Origin of the sequence: Burkholderia aenigmatica (genome assembly GCF_048627025.1) — a bacterium.
In the GTDB taxonomy this organism is placed as follows: Bacteria; Pseudomonadota; Gammaproteobacteria; order Burkholderiales; family Burkholderiaceae; genus Burkholderia; species Burkholderia aenigmatica.
Genome location: NZ_CP184469.1, coordinates 1,278,120 through 1,296,943 on the forward strand (window position 1 = coordinate 1,278,120; position 18,824 = coordinate 1,296,943).

General features: G+C 68.1%; 14 protein-coding genes. 9 read left to right on the top strand and 5 right to left on the bottom strand.

Translation table 11 applies throughout. From position 1 onward, the window contains the following. Nucleotides 1-22: 22 nt before the first annotated feature. Nucleotides 23-880, bottom strand: a complete 858-nt coding sequence (locus ACN8ZM_RS22815; RefSeq protein ID WP_420212456.1) for an EamA family transporter — start codon at nucleotides 878-880, stop codon at nucleotides 23-25. A gap of 403 nt (nucleotides 881-1,283) precedes the next feature. Between ACN8ZM_RS22815 and ACN8ZM_RS22820 the strand changes: the two genes are divergently transcribed. Then, nucleotides 1,284-2,954, top strand: coding sequence for a phospholipase C (locus ACN8ZM_RS22820; protein ID WP_089453024.1), 1,671 nt, complete (start codon nucleotides 1,284-1,286; stop codon nucleotides 2,952-2,954). A 94-nt stretch (nucleotides 2,955-3,048) separates the two neighbouring features. Continuing rightward, a complete protein-coding gene (locus ACN8ZM_RS22825) occupies nucleotides 3,049-4,458 on the top strand; it encodes a cytochrome-c peroxidase (protein WP_420212457.1) in 1,410 nt (469 codons plus the stop codon). A 51-nt stretch (nucleotides 4,459-4,509) separates the two neighbouring features. Here ACN8ZM_RS22825 and ACN8ZM_RS22830 read toward each other — a convergent pair whose 3' ends face one another. Further along, nucleotides 4,510-5,778, bottom strand: a complete 1,269-nt coding sequence (locus ACN8ZM_RS22830) for a glycosyltransferase (protein WP_420212458.1) — start codon at nucleotides 5,776-5,778, stop codon at nucleotides 4,510-4,512. 377 nt (nucleotides 5,779-6,155) lie between these two features. Here ACN8ZM_RS22830 and ACN8ZM_RS22835 point away from each other — a divergent pair, with 377 nt between their 5' ends. The 4 genes from ACN8ZM_RS22835 to ACN8ZM_RS22850 all read left to right on the top strand — a co-directional run bounded on the left by ACN8ZM_RS22835 (nucleotide 6,156) and on the right by ACN8ZM_RS22850 (nucleotide 10,263). Next, nucleotides 6,156-6,866, top strand: a complete 711-nt coding sequence (locus tag ACN8ZM_RS22835; protein ID WP_420212459.1) for a GntR family transcriptional regulator — start codon at nucleotides 6,156-6,158, stop codon at nucleotides 6,864-6,866. Nucleotides 6,867-6,937: 71 nt separating this feature from the next. Next, nucleotides 6,938-7,744: an SDR family oxidoreductase gene (locus ACN8ZM_RS22840; RefSeq protein ID WP_043183646.1), complete on the top strand. Its 807-nt coding sequence runs from the start codon at nucleotides 6,938-6,940 to the stop codon at nucleotides 7,742-7,744. A gap of 35 nt (nucleotides 7,745-7,779) precedes the next feature. Further along, nucleotides 7,780-8,712 (top strand): 3-keto-5-aminohexanoate cleavage protein, encoded by a 933-nt coding sequence (locus ACN8ZM_RS22845; protein ID WP_089453028.1) that lies wholly within the window; start codon nucleotides 7,780-7,782, stop codon nucleotides 8,710-8,712. Nucleotides 8,713-8,934: 222 nt separating this feature from the next. Then, the gene (locus ACN8ZM_RS22850) at nucleotides 8,935-10,263 is read left to right on the top strand and encodes an MFS transporter (RefSeq protein WP_043183642.1); all 1,329 of its coding nucleotides are present in this window, start codon (nucleotides 8,935-8,937) and stop codon (nucleotides 10,261-10,263) included. Between the two features lie 66 nt (nucleotides 10,264-10,329). On the opposite strand, the gene ACN8ZM_RS22855 is transcribed toward ACN8ZM_RS22850, so the two are convergent. Both ACN8ZM_RS22855 and ACN8ZM_RS22860 read right to left on the bottom strand, forming a co-directional pair. Next, nucleotides 10,330-11,652, bottom strand: coding sequence for a TIGR00366 family protein (locus ACN8ZM_RS22855; RefSeq protein WP_089453030.1), 1,323 nt, complete (start codon nucleotides 11,650-11,652; stop codon nucleotides 10,330-10,332). 208 nt (nucleotides 11,653-11,860) lie between these two features. Continuing rightward, nucleotides 11,861-13,195, bottom strand: coding sequence for a chloride channel protein (locus tag ACN8ZM_RS22860; RefSeq protein WP_420212460.1), 1,335 nt, complete (start codon nucleotides 13,193-13,195; stop codon nucleotides 11,861-11,863). Nucleotides 13,196-13,655: 460 nt separating this feature from the next. On the opposite strand from ACN8ZM_RS22860, the gene ACN8ZM_RS22865 reads away from it, so the two are divergent. Both ACN8ZM_RS22865 and ACN8ZM_RS22870 read left to right on the top strand, forming a co-directional pair. Beyond that, entirely contained in the window at nucleotides 13,656-14,798 is a 1,143-nt protein-coding gene (locus tag ACN8ZM_RS22865; RefSeq protein WP_043183640.1) for a porin, read from the top strand. A 216-nt stretch (nucleotides 14,799-15,014) separates the two neighbouring features. Continuing rightward, the gene (locus tag ACN8ZM_RS22870; RefSeq protein ID WP_043183639.1) at nucleotides 15,015-15,317 is read left to right on the top strand and encodes a DUF4148 domain-containing protein; all 303 of its coding nucleotides are present in this window, start codon (nucleotides 15,015-15,017) and stop codon (nucleotides 15,315-15,317) included. A 123-nt stretch (nucleotides 15,318-15,440) separates the two neighbouring features. On the opposite strand, the gene ACN8ZM_RS22875 is transcribed toward ACN8ZM_RS22870, so the two are convergent. Then, nucleotides 15,441-16,388, bottom strand: a complete 948-nt coding sequence (locus tag ACN8ZM_RS22875; RefSeq protein ID WP_043183638.1) for a LysR family transcriptional regulator — start codon at nucleotides 16,386-16,388, stop codon at nucleotides 15,441-15,443. Nucleotides 16,389-16,589: 201 nt separating this feature from the next. Here ACN8ZM_RS22875 and ACN8ZM_RS22880 point away from each other — a divergent pair, with 201 nt between their 5' ends. Then, nucleotides 16,590-18,773, top strand: a complete 2,184-nt coding sequence (locus ACN8ZM_RS22880) for an FUSC family protein (RefSeq protein ID WP_043183636.1) — start codon at nucleotides 16,590-16,592, stop codon at nucleotides 18,771-18,773. Nucleotides 18,774-18,824 lie beyond the last annotated feature (51 nt).

Below are 18,824 nucleotides of genomic sequence, written 5' to 3' on the forward strand. Positions count from 1 at the left end.
GCCGCGCACCCCGCCGGCCCGCTCACCGCACCGCTTCAAACGCACTGATCAGCAACGCCCCCGCCGCGATCACGATGCAGCCGGCCGCCCGGCGCGGCGTCAGCCGCTCGCCGAGATACACGCGTGCGATCAGCGCCGCGAACACCACGCTCGTTTCCCGTAGCGCCGACACCGGCCCCATCGGCGCGCGATCCATCGCCCAGATCACGATGCCGTACGCGAGCGCCGCGAACACGCCGCCGCACGCCGCCTTCGTCGTTTCGCCGACATCCTGCGTCAGCCGCAGCGGCCCCGCCCGCAGCCGGTAGTACGCGGCCATCATCGCGCCCGTCAGCACGAACATCCACGCGGTATAGCCGACCGTGTTGCCGCTTTCCCGCACGCCGATCCCGTCGACCACGCTGTAGGCCGCGATCGACACGCCGGTCGCGAACGCGGTCGGCAGCACCTGCATCATCCGGTGCTTCGCGTCGCGCCCACGCTCCAGGCCGATCGCCATGATGCCCGCGCAGATCAGCACGAGTCCGGCTTGCGCGCCCGCATTCAGGTGCTCGCCCGCGAACGCCGCCGCGCCGAGCGTGACGAGCAGCGGCGCGGTGCCGCGCGCGACCGGATACGCGACGGTCAGGTCGCCGTGCTCGTATGCGCGCACCAGCAGCAGCGTGTACACGACGTGGAGCACGGCCGATGCGACGACATAAAGCCAGCTCGCGGGCGTGATCGGCGCGGCGGCCGGCAGGAACAGCAGCGCGAACAGCCCGATCGCGATCTGCAGCACCGTGGCCGACCGCAGCCGGTCGCCGCTGCTGCGGACGAGCGCGTTCCATGACGCATGCAGGAACGCCGCACACAGAACGGCAAACAAAACGGGGATCGGCACGATGAATACTCGCTGACGGTCGGCCACGCGAAATCGTCGCCGCAGAGTTTTCATCCTACGAATCCGTCATCCGATTGTCAAAAAACCGGTGCCGCATCGCATCGTGCGCGAACGGGGCGAAGGCGCCCTTTCGCCCGCCCCGCGCGGCATCCGGGGCAGCGGCCCCGCGCGCCGCGGAATGTGACGCCAAGGTGGCATGCGGTCTGCCCCTTTCCTTTCTCTTTCGTGCCGCATTCCGCCGTAATGAAATCGATACCGCAGCGCAATCGACGCGAAAACACTCCGTCCCCATATCTTCATACGCGACTGTTCCAATGCGCGTGCTCTCTCACGAGCTCCGCGCCGAACCGACACGGCGACGGGGCCGTTCTCCACCATCGAAGACCTTACCTGGAGTTTCCCGATGTTCCGTCAAGCCTTGCTCGTCACCGCCTGCGCTGCCGCAGCGCTGGCGCTGTTCGCCTGCGGCGGCAGCGATCCGACGTCGACGCCCGCCGTGTCGTCGCAGGATGCGCTGCAGACCGCCACGCCGATCAAGCACGTCGTCGTGATTTACGGTGAAAACATCTCGTTCGACCACTACTTCGGCACCTACCCGAACGCGACGAACCCGTCGGGCGAACCGGCGTTCACCGCCAAGACCGGCACGCCGACGCCCAACGGCCTGACGGGCACGCTGCTCACCGCGAACCCGAACTTCACGAACACGGCCAACGGCACCGACGCGGCGAACCCGTTCCGCCTCGACCGCACGCAGGCCGCGACCGCCGACCAGAACCATGCGTACACGGCCGAGCAGCAGGCCGAGGACAACGGCCTCGCCGACCTGTTCCCGAAATACACCGGCAAGGGCTCGTCCGGCGGCGCCGGCGCGTTCGGCACGAAGGGCCAGGTGATGGGCTACTTCGACGGCAACACCGTGACCGCGCTGTGGAACTACGCGCAGCGCTTCGCGATGAGCGACAACATGTACACGACGTCGTACGGCCCGTCGACGCCGGGCGCGCTGAACGTCGTGTCGGGCCAGACCAACGGGATGCAGGTCGTCAAGACGTCCGCGCAGCCGTCGACGCTCGCGAAGAGCTCGTACTACATCAATGACGGCCAGGGCGGCTTCACGATGATCAACGACGTCGACCCGGGCTACGACGTGTGCTCGAGCACGACCGACCAGGCGATGATGGCTGGCAAGAACATCGGCGACCTGCTGAACGGCGCGAAGATCACGTGGGGCGGCTTCATGGGCGGCTTCAACCTGTCGACGACGAACGGCAACGGCACCACGGGCTGCGCCCGCAGCACGGTCGCCACCGCCGTGAACGCCGCGACGTCCGACTACATCCCGCACCACAACTGGTTCCAGTACTACGCGTCGACCGCGAACCCGCAGCACACGCGCCCGAGCTCGGTCGCAGCGATCGGCTCGAGCCTGCAGACCGACGGCAAGACCGCCGAACCCGCGAACCACCAGTACGACACGGACGACTTCTTCGCCGCCGTGAAGGCCGGCAACTTCCCGTCGGTCAGCTACCTGAAGGCCCCTGCCGCACAGGACGCACACGCAGGCTATTCGGATCCGCTCGACGAGCAGGCGTTCGTGACGAAGGTCGTCAACTTCCTGCAGCAGCAGCCGGACTGGCAGAACACGGCCGTGATCGTCACCTATGACGACTCGGACGGCTGGTACGACCACGTGTACACGGCGCCGACGCGCGCGTCGTCGGACCCGGTCGACCAGGTCAACGGCAGCGGCAAGTGCGGCACGGGCGGCACCACCGGCGTGAACGGCGCGACCGTGAACGGCCGCTGCGGCCCGGGCGTGCGCATTCCGCTGATCGTGATCTCGCCGTACGCGAAGCAGAACTACGTCGACCACACGATGATCGACCAGTCGTCGGTCGTGCGCTTCATCGAGGACAACTGGCTCGGCGGCCAGCGTATCGGCGGCGGTTCGTTCGATGCAACGGCGGGCGACCTGCGCAGCCTGTTCGACTTCACGTCGAAGCCGAACACGACGCCGCTGTATCTCGACCCGACGCTCGGCACCGCATTGAGCGCGGCACCGGCGATCTGACCGGTACGTCGTGACCGCATGGCCGGCGCATCACGCGCCGGCCGTTTCCATTTAATGCGCCGCTTCGTGCGGCGCCCGATTTCCGACCGACAGCATGACAGCTCGCCCCGCGTTCCCGTCTCCCGACACCACCGGCACCCGCACGCCTTCCCGCCTCCTGCGCCGCACGGCGTTCGTGATCGGCGCCGCCGTGCTCGGCTACGGTGCGTTCGCGATCGCGTTCCCCGCGCAGGTGCCCGCGGCGATCGGCACCGTCGTCGCCGACTGGACGGGCGCGAACCCGCATCCGGTCGTGCTGCAGCGGCCCGCCGCGCAGCCGCTGTCGGCGGTCGCACAGCTCGGCCGCGCGCTGTTCGCCGATCCGTCGCTGTCCGCATCGGGCAAGCAGTCGTGCGCGTCGTGCCACAGCCCCGATCATGCATACGGCCCACCGAACGCGCTCGACGTGCAGCCGGGCGGCCTCGCGATGACGCAGCAGGGCTATCGACCGCCGCCGTCGCTGATGTACCTGTACCGCCAGCCGAACTTCAGCATCGGCCCCGATGCCGGTGAAAACGACGCCGCGCCGACCGTCGCGCAACAGGCCGCGTCGGCGGCCGGCGTCGTCAAGGCGCAGAAGGTGGCCGGCACGTCGGCCGCGCCGCAGCTCGTGCCGCAGGGCGGGATGTTCTGGGACGGCCGCGCCGATACGTTGCAGCAGCAGGCGTTCGGCCCGCTGCTGAATCCGGTCGAGATGGCGAACGCGAGCATCGACGACGTCGCGCGCAAGCTCGCGCAGTCGTCGCACCGCGCGCAGCTCGAGCAACTGTTCGGCGCACGCGTGTTCGACAGCCCGCAGCTCGCGGTGTCGGAAGCGATGTTCGCGATCGCGCGCTACCAGGTCGAGGATCCGTCGTTCCACCCGTACAACAGCAAGTACGACCGCTGGCTCGAAGGCCGCGCGCGGCTGTCGCAGGCCGAGCTGCGCGGGCTGCGCCTGTTCAACGATCCGGACAAGGCGAATTGCGCGGGCTGCCACCTGTCGAAGCCCGGCAAGGACGGGCTGCCGCCGATGTTTACCGATTACCAGTACGAGGCGCTCGGCGCACCGCGCAACAAGGAACTGGCGCAGAACCGCAACCCGGCGTTCTACGATCTCGGCGTGTGCGGGCCGTTCCGCGACGACCTGAAGGACCAGACGCAGTATTGCGCGATGTTCCTGACGCCGACGCTGCGCAACGCGGCGACGCGCCACGTGTTCTTCCACAACGGCGTGTTCCACACGCTCGACCAGGTGATGGCGTTCTACAACGAGCGCAGCATCTCGCCGCAGAAGTTCTATTCGCGCGGCGCGGACGGGAAGATCGACGAGTACGACGACATCCCGCCGAAATATCGTGCGAACGTCGACGTGACCGATGCGCCGTTCGACCGCAAGCCTGGCGACAAGCCCGCGATGACGGCGCAGGATATCAAGGATATCGAAGCGTTCCTCGGCACGCTGAACGACGAGCCGGTGCGGTAAACCGCACGCGCCCCGCGCATGGCGGGGCGCGTGGCACCCGCGCGCCAGCGGTCAGCCGGCGCGCTGCACCCTCGTGTGCGCTTGCTGGCGAAGCTGGCCCGCCCGTTTCACGCGAATCGCGTCGATGCATGCGTCGAGCCGCCGGTTGCTTTCCGCGATGCCGAAGCATGCGGCGCGATCGAACGAACGCGCGGCGAGATCCGCCCGCAGCACATCGTCGGACAGCAACTGAGCCATCGCATTGGCCAGCGCGTCGACGTCGCCGACCGACACCAGCAGCCCCGCGCGACCGTGATCGAGAATCTCGCGCGGCCCGGTCGGGCAGTCCGTCGACACGATCGCCTTGCCGAGTGCGAGCGCCTCGATCAGCACCATCGGCATCCCTTCGTTCTTCGAGCTCAGGACCAGAATCGACGCGCCCGCCATCAACGGATGCGGGTTGTCCATCTGCCCCATGAAATGCACCCGCGCACCGATGCCGAGCGTATCCGCCAAGCGTGTGAGCTCGTCGCGATGTGCGCCGTCGCCGGCCAGCACGAGATGCTCGGGCACGTCGCGCTGCGCGACGAGTTGCGCATACGCGCGCAGCAACGTGCGGTGATCTTTCTGGAGTTCGTCGAGCCGTGCGACGGAGACGATGTACGGGACCCCGCCGGGCAGTGCCGGGCGCGGCGCCGTCGCGTTTGCGCGAATCGCGTCGATGTCGATGGCGTTGGGCAGGACCGTCACCTGTTGCAGGCGGTCGCCGAACATCCGGTCGGCTTCGTCGCCCATCTGCGGGTTCAGCGCGGCAATGCTGTCGTAGCGGCTGTACTGGTCGAGCAGGCGGCGCACGCGGCGGCCCTGGCCGCCGAGCCGTGCAACGAAGCTGAAGTGGTTGACGCCGATCCAGGCCACTCCGAACCGGCCGGCCAGGCGCCGCAGCGACAGGTCGTAGTCGACGATGACGTCCACGTTGCGCGCGAGTTCGGCAACGCGCCGCCCGATGTGAGGGCGCACCGCGAGCGCACCGTGAAGATCGCGCGCGATCCGGCCCGCCTTGCCGAGCTTGTGCGCGTGACGGCGATCCTGGAAGTAGCGCAGCCACTGCGGACCCACCAGGATCTCGATCGGGATGTCTGCCGGGATCAGCGCGCGAAAGCGCTGGGCCAGCATCGGCGACGCGTACGTAATCGACAGGACCGCGCGGAAACGCTGGCGGTCGAGGATCCGCAGCCACTGGATCAGGGACGATTCGATCCCGCCGTTGCCGAAATCGGTCACATGAAACAGGACCCGCACGCGCGTGTCCTCACCCTCGATATACCCCTGTTTAGTCATGATTTTTCTTGGTACTGCGAATGTGATCCGTTGTTCGAAGGTATGCCAGGCTCGCTCTCGGCGCCTTTATAACATAGCGCCTTTCGCTCGCCAAGCAACGAACGGCTGACGGCCTGCAACGTTTGAATCTGCCTGTGCAAGCGCCCCCGCCGCGGCTCCGCAGTCCCCCACCCGTAAGAAACAGTGTCGATTGCGGCCGCCCCATATCGAACGGCCCGGAACGAATGGAAGTCATGGACGCACCGGTCAGCCAGCCCTTCGCCTGCCCCCTCGTTTTCCCCGATCCCGTTCGCCTTGACTCCACGCCCTCCCGCGACCACACTTCGCACATTGCAAGTGTGATCACAGATCGCAGATCAAACCCAGGAGAACCCGCCTTGGCGCCACGTATCGTCCCGCCCGCCCTCAAAGCCATCGAACAGGAAACGATGGCCGACAAGGTCTACCAGCAACTGCGCGAAGCGCTGATGAGCGGCCGTTTCGCGCCCGGACAGGCGTTGAGCCTGCGCAGCGTCGCGGAGGCGGTCGGTTCGTCGACGATGCCCGTGCGTGCCGCGCTCACGCGGCTGCGCGCCGAACGCGCACTGGTCGACGGCCCGAACCGCGCGCTCGTCGTGCCGCCGATGACGCTCGACATGCTCGACGAACTGCGCGACGTGCGAATCGCGCTCGAAGGCTGCATCGCCGAACGCGCATGCGCCCGAATGACCGATGCGCAGATCGCCGCCGTCCGCAAGACCTGCGAAACGATGCAGGCACACGTCGAGGCCGGCCGGTCGCGCGCTTACCTGCAAAGCAACTTCGCCTTCCACAGCGCGATCTACGCACACGGCGCGAGCGAAAGCACGCTCGCGATCGTCGAGAACCTGTGGATGCGCGTCGGGCCGTTCCTCAACATGGTCGCGCTCGACATCCCGCACATGCGGCGCTCGATGGATGCGCACCGCGCGATCGTCGATGCGCTCGAGCGGCGCGACGGCACGGGCGTACGGGCCGGCATCGCACTCGACATCGGCGGCGCCGCGCACGACCTTGCCGAGACGCTGCGTGCCGCGCAAACGCCGCGCACCGCGAACGCGAAGCCATAGCGGCCGTTTGCCGCGATCGCCCGATCGCGGGCGGCCGCATCCGACAACATCAACGATGGAGACAACCCGGCATGACAGCTTCCGACCTGCTGAAACCCTATGACGGCCTGCGCGTCCTCGTGACGGGCGGTGCCTCGGGCATCGGTCTCGAAATCGCGGACGCGTTCGCGGAGTGCGGCGCGCGCGTGCATGTCTGTGACGCATCGCAGGCCGCAATCGCCGCGCTCGCCGACCGGCCGCCGCGCGCAGGAGCAAGCGCGATCGGTGCGACGCTGGCCGACGTATCCGATCCGACTGCCGTCGCGCGGGTGTTCGACGACGTATCGGCCACGCTCGGCGGCCTCGACGTGCTCGTCAACAACGCAGGCATCGCCGGCCCGACCGGCGGCATCGACGAAATCGATCCCGTGCAGTGGGAGCAGACGGTCGCGATCAACCTGAACGCGCAGTTCCAGTTTGCGCGCCGCGCGGTGCCGCTTCTGCGCGAATCGAAACACGGCGGCGCCATCATCGCGCTGTCGTCGGTGGCAGGTCGGCTCGGATATGCGTTCCGCACACCCTACGCGGCGACCAAGTGGGCCGTGGTCGGCCTCGTGAAAAGCCTCGCGATCGAACTCGGGCCGCTCGGCATCCGCGTGAACGCGATCCAGCCCGGCATCGTGCGGGGCCCCCGGATGCGCCGCGTGATCGAGGCGCGCGCGCAGCAGCTCGGCGTCAGTTACGACGAGATGGAAAAGCGCTATCTGGAGAAGATCTCGCTGCGGCGCATGACCGATCCGGCCGAGATCGCCGCGACCGCGCTGTTCCTGTGTTCGCCGGGCGGACACGGGATCACCGGACAGGCGATCTCCGTCTGCGGCAACGTCGAAGTGCTCTGACGCCTCCTGCATCGCTCACCGAAGGGATTCCCTCCATGGCAAACGCTCGCAAAGTCATCATCACCTGTGCGCCGACCGGCGCGATCCATACGCCTTCGATGTCGCCGTACCTGCCCGTGACGCCGCACGAGATCGAGACGGCCGCCGTCGCGGCTGCCCGGGCCGGCGCGGCGATCCTGCACCTGCACGCCCGCAACCCGTCGGACGGCAAGCCGACCCAGGATCCTGCCGTGTTCGCCGAATTCCTGCCGCGCATCAAGGCGCAGACGGATGCCGTGATCAACCTGACGTCGGGCGGCAGCCCGCACATGACGGTCGACGAGCGGCTGCAGCCTGCGCTGCATTTCCAGCCGGAGGTCGCGTCGCTGAACATGGGCTCGATGAACTTCGGGCTGTACCCGATGCTCGAGCGCTTCCGCGAGCTGAAGCATCCGTGGGAACGCGAACATCTGGAGAAGAGCCGTGACCTCGTGTTCAAGAACACCTTCGCCGACATCGAGACGATCCTCACGCGCTGCGGCGCGAACGGCACGCGTTTCGAATTCGAGTGCTACGACATCTCGCACCTGTACAACCTCGCGCATTTCGTCGACCGTGGGCTCGCGAAGCCGCCGTTCTTCGTGCAAAGCGTGTTCGGCCTGCTCGGCGGGATCGGCGCGCACCCGGAAGACCTGATGCACATGCGCCGCACGGCCGACCGCCTGTTCGGCGGCGACTACGTCTGGTCGATCCTCGGGGCCGGCCGCAACCAGATTCCGCTCGCGACGATCGGCGCCGCGCAGGGCGCGAACGTGCGCGTCGGGCTCGAGGATTCGCTGTGGATCGCGCCCGGCCAGCTCGCGGAATCGAGCGCGGCGCAGGTACTGAAAATGCGGCAGGTGCTCGAAGGCCTGTCGCTGGACATCGCGACGCCGGCCGAGGCGCGCGCGATGCTCGCGCTCAAGGGGGGCGACGCGGTGAATTTCTGATCGCCGCTTCGCGACCCAACACCAGGACCCGCAAGCGCAGTGACAAGGCGCCGGCCGCAGCCGGCCGGCGCCAGGACGCCCATCATCGCCCCGCTCCGTTCGAGCGCCGCCGGCGCGGCTCCGTCGTCTGCCCATCCGCTGCGCACGTCGCAGCGGCATCTGCCGAACGCGGCGCGCCGTGCTTGCCGCGCGCGCCGGTTCGCCCTTACCGGAGTCGTCCGCATGTCCACACCTCAAGCCCAGGCCCTGCCGTCCGCCACCGGCGACGCAAGCGCGTCGCTGAACCGGCTGCTGTTCCGCAAACTGATGCCGCTGCTGATCGCCGCCTACGTGATCAGCTTCCTCGACCGCACCAACATCGCGTTCGCCAAACACTCGATGGGCGTCGATCTCGGCATTTCGTCGGCCGCCTACGGGCTCGGCGCGGGCCTGTTCTTCCTGACCTATGCGCTCTTCGAGATCCCGAGCAATCTGGTCATGCATCGCGTCGGCGCGCGCTTCTGGATCACGCGCATCATGATCACCTGGGGGGCACTGTCGGTCGCCATGGCGTTCGTCCGCGGCGAAACGTCGTTCTACGTGATGCGCCTGCTGCTCGGTGCCGCCGAGGCCGGCCTGTTTCCCGGCGTGATGCTGTACCTGACGTACTGGTTCGGCCGCGAAGAGCGGGCGCGCGCAACCGGTTACTTCCTGCTCGGCGTGTGCATCGCCAACATCGTCGGCGGGCCGCTGGCCGGCGCGCTGATCGAACTCGACGGCACGCTCGGCTTCCACGGCTGGCAATGGCTGTTCGTCGTCGAAGGCATCCCGGCGATCCTGCTCGCGTTCGTCGTGTGGACGCGCTTGCCGGACCGCCCGAGCGCCGCGCCGTGGCTCTCCGCTGAAACCGGCCGCGCGCTCGAGCGCACGCTGGCCGCCGAACAGGATGCGGGCGTCGCCGCGCACGGCGGCCATGCGTTCGGTTCCGCGCTGCGCGATCCGCAGATCTGGCTCGCGATCTTCGTGTACTTCTGCCATCAACTGACGATCTACACGGTGATCTTCTTCCTGCCGGGCATCATCGGCGCGTCGGGGCGCTTCTCGCCGTTCGCCGTCGGGTTGCTGACCGCACTGCCCTGGCTCGCCGCAGCGATCGGGGCCGGGACCCTGCCGCGCTTCGCGCGCGAGTCGCGTCATTCACGGCGGATGCTGTGCGCGGGGCTGGTCGTGATGGCGGCCGGGATGGTCGGCGCCGCGCATGTGTCGCCTGTCGCCGGGCTCGCCTGCGTGTGCGTGGCCGCGTCGATGTTCTTCGTCGTGCAATCGATCGTGTTCACCTTTCCCGCGTCGCGGCTCGCCGGCAGCGCGCTGGCCGGCGGGCTCGGGCTCGTGAATACGTGCGGGTTGCTCGGCGGCTTCGTCGGGCCGACCGTCGTCGGTGCGATCGAACAGGCCACCGGCAATGCGAAGAACGGGCTGACGCTGCTGGCGGCCGCGCTCGTCGTCGCGGCGTTCGCGAGCCTGGCGCTGCGTCACGGGCACGAGCATGCCGATGCGCGGTCGCACGGTTGACCGCCCACGCCATTCAAGCCGGCGCGATGTGCGCGTCAAACGCCGCCCGCATCGCGCCCTGCCGCGTCAGAACAGATACATCCCCGCGATGAACACGACGCCCGAGAACAGCAGCGTCGTCACGCAATACCCCATGATGTCGCGCACGCCGAGCCCGGCGATCGCCAGTGCGGGGAGCGCCCAGAACGGCTGTGCCATGTTGGTCCACGCCTCGCCGTACGCGATCGCCATCGCGGCCTTGCCGAGATCGGCGCCGAGCGCTTGAGCCGCCGGCATCACGAACGGGCCCTGCACGACCCAGTGGCCGCCGCCGGACGGCACCGCGAAGTTGATCACGGCCGAGCTCAGGAACGCGAGCAGCGGGAACGTATGCACGTTTGCGATATCGACGAACCACTTCGTGATCACGCCCGCGAGCCCCGAGTGATCCATCAGCGCCTGGATGCCTGCATAGAACGGGAACTGGATCATGATCCCCGACGCGCCGCGCGCCGCACCGGCCACCGCGCGCGCATAGGCCATCGGCGTGCGGTGCAGCAGGATGCCGGCCGCGAGGAACGCGAGGTTCACGGTGTCGATGTCGAGCGCGAAGCCCTTCTGCACGAACTTCAGCACGAGGAACGCCGCGCACAGCGCCGCGACGAGGACCGACAAGGCGCGGCTCTCCTCCATCCGCTCCGCGAACGTCGCGTCGGGCCCGAGCTGGCGCTCGACGCTCGGCGGTTCGGCGAGCAGCGCCGGATCGACGCTGACGACGTCGCCGGGCTTCGGCATCATCATGCGTGCGAGAAACGGCAGCATCACGATCAGGCCGATCGTGATGAACGCGTTGTAACCGGTGAAGATTGTCTGCGACACGGGAATCAGCCCGATGGTCTTCTCCATCGGATTGCCCTTCGTGGCCGCGACGAGCGGCACCGAACCCGACAATCCGCCGTGCCAGCTCAGGAAGCCCATGTATGCGGACGCCACGAGCAGCCGGTAATCGCTGCCGGCGACACGGCGCGCCACTTCACGCGCGAGCATGGCGCCGAGCACGAGGCCGAAGCCCCAGTTGATCGCGCAGGCGAGCGCGCCGACGAACGCAACGAGCATCACGCCCTGCCCCGGCGTGCGTGCGGTGCTCGCGAGCGCGACGAGCATGCGCTTCACGGGCGGCGAGCTTGCGAGCGCGTGGCCGGTGACGAGAATCATCACCATCTGCATCGAGAACGCGAGCAGGTTCCAGAAACCCGAACCCCACATCGTCGTGAGCTGCGCGGGCGTATTCGGCGTCAGGCCGAACGCGAGCGCGAACGTGACGATCGTCAGCAGGATGGCGAAAATCAATGGGTCGGGCAACACGCGGTGAACCACCTGCGTGAAAAAGCGGGAAATGCGTTGAATCAACTTGAGCTCCTCGTTTCCTGATAGGGACGTCCGCGCGTGTCGTTGTTTGTTGAGGCGCGGAAACGCGCGGATTCTTGCACAGAACCGGCGAACGCGCTTGGGCGCGCGCGGCTGCGATTGCGTGCTGGCGCGGCCGTGGAAACGGAGAGGAAAACAGCGACCGGCGGTGCAGTCGGCACCGCCGGTGACAAGGACGGATGCGCGTGCGTCAGCGAACGGCCGTCGCAGGTGTGCTCACGGTTGCAACCGAATCCACCCGCCGCTCGGCCAGCCGCTGCGCGAACCGGTACGCGACGAGCGACCCGGCCACGGCAAGCAGCATCGGCACGAGGCTGTCGTGATCCGCGCGCGTGAATTCGGCCAGCAGCACGACCGCCGTGATCGGCATCTGCATCGACGCGGCGAGAAACGCGGTCGCGCCGACCAGCGCACATCCGCCGATCGACGCACCCGGCCACACGAGGCTCCACAGCCCGCCCAGCACGACGCCGAGCAGCGCGCCGTTCGCGAGGCCCGGCGTCAGCAGGCCGCCTTCGGCGCCCGCCCGCAGGCTGCCGACCTCGATCAGCACCTTCAGCACGAGCAGCGCCGCGGCAAGGCCGATCGTCAGCGTGCCGTCGAAGCCCAGCGACGCCGGGCCCTTGCCGTTGCCGAGCAATTGAGGAAACCGCATCGCGAGCACGCCGATCGCCGCGAAATTGAGCAGCGCGAGCACGGGCAGCCGCCCGTCTTTCGGCGCGTTCGCCCGGGCTCGCGTCGTGAGCCGCACGAAGCCGTATGCGGCCAAGCCGAACAGCGGCCCGCAGACGATCGACCACGCCACCAGCGGCGTGCTCAGCACGAACGGCGGCACCGTGTACTGATGCTCGTTGCCGAGGCCGATCCACGCGACGGCCGCCGCGATCGCCGACGTCGCGACCGCCACGACCAGCGCACGCAGTTCGAACGTGCCGAGCAGCACTTCGAGCACGAAAATCCCGCCGCCGAGCGGCACGTTATAGACGGCCGCGAGGCCCGCGCCGGCGCCGCACGCGACCATCAGCCGGCAATCGTCGGGCGTGAGCCCCGCGCGATGCGCCAGCCGCCCGGCAAGCAGCGAACCGATCTCGCGCGGGGCGACTTCGCGGCCGAGCGGCGAGCCGAGCGCGACGGTGACGATCTGCAGCAGCGCGTGAACCGTCGTACTGACGAACGGCATCCGCGGATCGGCCGCGCGCACCGCGCGGCGGATGCTGACGAGCGGCCGGCCATACCGGTACAGCGCCCACCACCCGCCGCCGGCGACGATCCCGCAGACGGTCAGCACCGCGAGCCGGCGCAGCGGATCGGCGCCGGTCACACCGGTGAGGAAGCTCTCGGTGCCGATCACGTGCGCGACGCTGTAGCCATACGCGACGTGCTGGATCGCATGCAGCAGCAGCGCGAGCAGCATGCCGCCGAGGCCCGCGCCGACGCCGGTCAGGATCGTGACGACGGCCACGCGCGTGAACGGGCTGGCGGCCGGCGAAGAAGAGGCGGGAGCGGACGGGAGATCGAGGCGCATGGGGTCGGCGAATGGGATCGAAAGGACGGCGCGCAACACGCGCGCCGTCGTCAGGACCGCATCGTAGGCCGGCGCCCATCATGAGACAAACGTATTTTTCGAATCGACTCATGCATTTTGCGAATACACGAATACAGGCAGGCCGTCACCCTCCGCCCTCCTTCGTCCGCCTCAATCTGGATACGTGACGCGCGCCGGTCGCGCCGATCAGCCGCCGTGCCGCGCCCCGCGCATGTTGCAACGACGCGACAGGCGCTCCGCGATGAACGGATGCCAGCCGCGTGCGATCACGCAAGAACCGCCATCGTCTCGCGTGCGCGGCGCGTCGTGTCAGTTTTGTGAAGGACTCTTGCCGGATCCGGAAAGGTGCGCTCGCGGCCCCCGGTGGCCTTGCGCGCGCGAGGCATTCCTATACTTGCGCCGAACTTTCGTTCCCAGTCCCACACGCAGGAGCCTTGACTTGAAAAAAACCCTCATCGCCGGCGCATGCACCGCCGCGCTGTTCGCCCCGCTCGCTCACGCACAGAGCTCCGTGACGCTGTACGGCCTGATCGATGCCGGCATCGTCTACACCAACAACGCCAACGGTGCGTCGCTGTGGCGCCTGAACAGCGGCACCGTCAACGGCAGCCGCATCGGGTTTCGCGGCACCGAAGATCTCGGCGGCGGCCTGAAGGCGCTGTTCGTGCTCGAGAACGGCTTCAACGTGAACAACGGCGGGCTCGGGCAGGACGGCAAGCTGTTCGGCCGCCACGCGTACGTCGGCCTGAGCCAGAGCGGCTATGGCACGCTGACGCTCGGCCGCCAGTACGACACGATGGTCGACTTCGTCGCGCCGCTGTCGGCCACGGCCGGCGACTTCGGCGACACGAGCTTCGCGCATCCGTTCGACAACGACAACCTGAACCACTCGCTGCGCATCAACAACGCAGTCAAGTACACGAGCGAGACCTACGCGGGCTTCAAGGTCGGCGCGATGTACGCATTCTCGAACGCGACCAGCTTCGGTGCGAACCGCGCGTACAGCGTCGCGGCGAGCTACACGAACGGCCCGCTGAAGCTGGCCGGCGCGTACCTGCAGATGAACGGCACGAAGGGCTCGACGAGCGCGAGCCCCGGCGCGACCGATGCGGCCGAAGCGAAGAGCCTGAACCAGGGCGGCTGGTCGATCGGCTCGGACCGCATGCGTTCGTACGGCGGCGGCATCAGCTACGGGTTCGGCCCGGCCACCGTCGGCTTCGTCTATACGCGCTCGCAGTACGACAACACCGGCTCGTTCGGCTCGACCGGCCAGGTCGCGTTCAACAACTACGACGTGAACGTGCGCTATGCGGTGACGCCGGCCGTCAGCCTCGGCGCGGCCTACGTGTACACGGACGCCAGCGTGTCGAACCCCGACAGCAAGCACGGCACCGATCCGAAGTGGCATCAGGTCGACCTGCAGGCCGTCTACAAGCTGTCGCGCCGCACGGACGTGTACGCGGAAGCGATGTATCAGCACGCATCGGGCCGCGGCTACCAGGCGTTCATCAACGGCTCGGGCGGCGCATCGAGCACGGCGAACCAGATCGTCGGCACGATCGGCATGCGCACGCGCTTCTGACCGGCGCGCGGCAGCATCGCCCGTTGGCCACGCACCCGCGTTCTTACGCGGGTGCGTTCGCCGCGGGCGGCTTGCACCAATGTTGTTCCATCTGGAAGGCTGCCTGCCTGGAATCGGGGTTTTTACGCGCGCGGGTGCTGCGTAGACTGCCAGCAAAGGTCGGGGTCACGCATCGCGCGTCGAACCGGCCGCCCACCCCGTCCCCAGGAGAACCTCGTGAAATCGCTCGTCGTTACCGCCGCCGCTGCCGTCCTGCTCGCTGCACCGGCCCTGTCCTTCGCCCAGTCGGCACAGTCGCCCGTCACGCGCGCGCAAGTGCTGCAGGAGCTCATCGATCTCGAATCGGTCGGCTACAACCCGGCGCGCGGCGAAGTGAACAACTATCCGGACGACATCATGGCGGCGCAGGAACGACTCCACGAAAAGCGTCTCGCGGAACAGAAGGCCGCGCATGCCGCGTACGGCCCGGCCGGCGAACCGGCAACGGAATCGGGCGCGGCGGCAAAGCCCGCGCTGTAACGGCACGACGATGCGCCGCGCCCGCGTGAACGATGTGCCGCGGGCGCGGCGCAGGTTGCATTCGCGTTCGTGTGGTTGGCTTGAAGAGAAAAAGCCGGCAGAACGCCGGCGCGCGTCCGCCGCTCAGGCGGCCTGCGGTTCGCGATCGATCGCGTTGAGCATCTCGACGTCGCGCGCGATCATTCCCGGCACCTGGGCACGCAGCATCTCGACCCAGGTCCGCACCTTCGCATCGACGAAGCGGCGCGACGGATACAGCGCGTAGACGTTCATCTTCTGCAGGATATGCGCGGGCAGCACGCGGACGAGCGTGCCGTCGCGCAGCGCATCGATCGCCGAGTACAGCGGCAGCATGCCGATCCCGATGCCGTCGCGGATCGCGAGGGCGAGCGATTCGGCCGTATTGGTCTGCACCGGCCCCGCGACGTGGATCTGCTCGACGCCTTCGGGCCCTTCGAGCACCCATTCGTGCGTCGGGAATGCCGGCGTGCACAGCGTCAGGCACGCGTGCGCGGCGAGATCCTGCGGACGAACCGGCGCGCCGTGGCGTTTCACATAGTCGGGCGACGCACACAGGATGCTGAAGGTCGAGCCGAGCAGGTGCGACACGAGTTCGGAATCGGGCAGCGACGACGCGGTCACGACGGCCATGTCGCTCGTACCGTCGAACAGGTCGGGCATGCGCTGCGACAGCGACAGCTCGATCGACACGTCCGGAAACTGCGCGTGATAGCGCGTCAGCGTGGGCAACACATAGTGATGGCCGACGCTCGCGAAGCTGTGCATGCGCAGCACGCCGGCCGGCCGTTCGTGCGCGCAGCTCGCCTCTTCTTCCGCGCGGTCGACGTCGGCGAGGATCTGGCGGCAGCGCCGCAGATAGCTTTCGCCGGCCGACGTGAGCGCGAGACGGCGCGTCGAACGATTCATCAGTCGGGTGCGCAGGCGCGCTTCGAGCTCCGACACCGCGCGCGACATCGCGCCGGTCGTCGAATTCAGCGATTGCGCGGCGGCGGTGAAACTGCCCGTTTCGACGACGCGCGAAAACACCCGCATGTTTTGTAGGGTATCCATTCCTGTGAGCAACCTGTAGCGGAGCCGCTATTTTCCTCCACGGGATGCGACAGATTGTTACTCCGGCTGCAACTATCGTTTCCCCGCAGCTGCGTTAATGCGCGGGCGCCGCACTCCTACAATCGGCGCCTCACCAGTCGAACGGACCGTTCGGACAAGCCGCGGCACCCCGCCCGGCGCCGTACGAGCCCCACCCCAGTCATGAAGCCATCACCTGCGATCGAGCGACCTTCCATCGAACCGGCACGATGGAGGACCTGGCTCGATCCACTCGGCGACGCCGCGCGCGACTGGGCCGCGAGCGACGGGCTGATCTGGCTGCACCTCGCGAAAACCGTACTCGCGGCGCTCCTCGCGATGGGCATCGCGATGCGCCTGGAAATGTCGCAGCCGCGCACCGCGATGACGACCGTGTTCGTGCTGATGCAGCCGCTGTCGGGGATGGTGTTCGCCAAGAGTTTCTACCGCGTGCTCGGCACGGCGGCCGGCCTCGTCGCCGCGCTCGCGCTCGGCGGGCTGTTCGCGCAGCAGCCCGAGCTGTACATGGCCGGCATCACGCTGTGGATCGGCACCTGCATCGCGCTCGCGGTGCGCAACCGCCATTTCCGCTGGTACGGCTTCGTGCTCGCCGGCTATACGGCCGCGCTGATCGGCCTGCCGTCCGTGATGACCCCGCAGACGCTGTTCCAGTCCGCGCTCACCCGCGCCGCGGAAGTCGCGCTCGGCATCGCGTGCTCGGGCGCGGTCAGCGCGCTGATCCTGCCGCTCAGTTCCGCGAAGGCGCTGATGCGTTCGCTGGGCACCCGCCATGCGACGTTCGCGGCGTTCACGGCCGGCGCGCTCGCAGGCGACGTCGCACGCGGCGATTTCGAGCGGCGCTTCGCCGATTTCGTCGACGATATCGTCGGCTTCGAGGCCAACCGCGCGTTCGCGTCGTTCGAGGATCCGCACATTCGCGCGCGCAGCCGCCGCCTCGCGCGGTTGAACAGCGAGTTCATGAACGCGTGCACGCGGCTGCATGCACTGCACCAGCTCGTCAAGCGGCTACGCGCCAATGGCTCGGACGCGGTGCTCGATGCGCTGGCGCCGCATGTCGACGCGCTCGCGCAGCGCTTCGCCGCGCTGCGTGACGAGCGCCAGCGCGGGATCGCGCCGGCCACCGGCGCACTGCTCGAACTGCGCCGCTTCCACAGCGCGTTGCCGAAAGCCGCGCGTGCATCGCGCCGAGACATCGAGGCGCATGCGGCCGGCGGCCTGCTCGACTTCGATACGGCGATCGAGCTGCTGTACCGCTTCATCGGCGAATATCTCGGCTACGCCGACACCTATGCGTCGCTCGACCAGGACGATCACGCATTCGAGCGCTCGGTCACGCATTACGCGGTGAAGACCAACTCGTTCTTCGTCGGGTTCGCGTTCCTGCGCACGATCGTCGCCGTCGGCGCGATGAGCGCGTTCTGGCTCGCGTCCGAATGGCCGAGCGGCCCGCTCGCCGTGATCGCCACCGCGATCGCGTGCGCACTCAGCTCGACGTCACCGCGTGCGCCGAAGTTCGTCGCGCAGATGAGCGTCGGCGCGGCATTCGCGACCGCCGTCGGCTACGTGTTCCTGTGCTACGTGTATCCGAACATCGACGGCTTCCCGCTGCTGTGCGCCGTGCTCGCGCCGGTGCTCGGCCTCGGCGCGTTTCTCGCGATGCGGCCGGGACTGTCCGGCTACGGGATCGGCTTCGCGGTGTTTTTCTGCCTGCTCGCGGGGCCCGACAACGTGACTGCATACACGCCCGAGGTGCTGATCAACAACGGCCTGGCGATCGTCATCGCGATGCTCGCGTGCTCGCTCGTGTTCGCGGTCGTGTTTCCGACCCACATGCCGTGGCTCACCGGCCGCATCGCGCACGATCTGCGCCGCCAGGTCACGCTGGCATGCGAAGGGGCAACGGACGGCCTCGCGCAGCGCTTCCAGTCGAGCACGCACGACCTGATGGCGCAACTGCGCACGCTGCTCGTGCGGCGCACGCGACAGCATCGCGACGCGATGCGCTGGATGCTGTCGACGCTCGAGGTCGGCCACGCGGTGATCGACCTGCGCGACGAACTGAACGCGTTCTCCGCATCGAAACCGCCGCAGACACTGCGCTGGACCGGCTCCGTCGAAGCGGTGCTGCACGAGCTGCCGCGCTTCTTCGACGATCCGACGCCCGGCCATCATGCGCGCACGCTGAAATCGGTGAATCTCGCGATCCGCGCGGCGCAGCACACGCTGCAGGCGTGGTATTCGGTGCCCGACGAGCGGCACCGCATGCAGCGGATCGTCGGCTGCCTGCACTTCATGCGCAGCGCGCTGCTGGACAAGGACGCGCCGTTCAACCGGCATCGCCATTGACGATCGGTGCGTGCGCAACGTGATCCTTGTTCCGGATGGAAATAAGCTCTA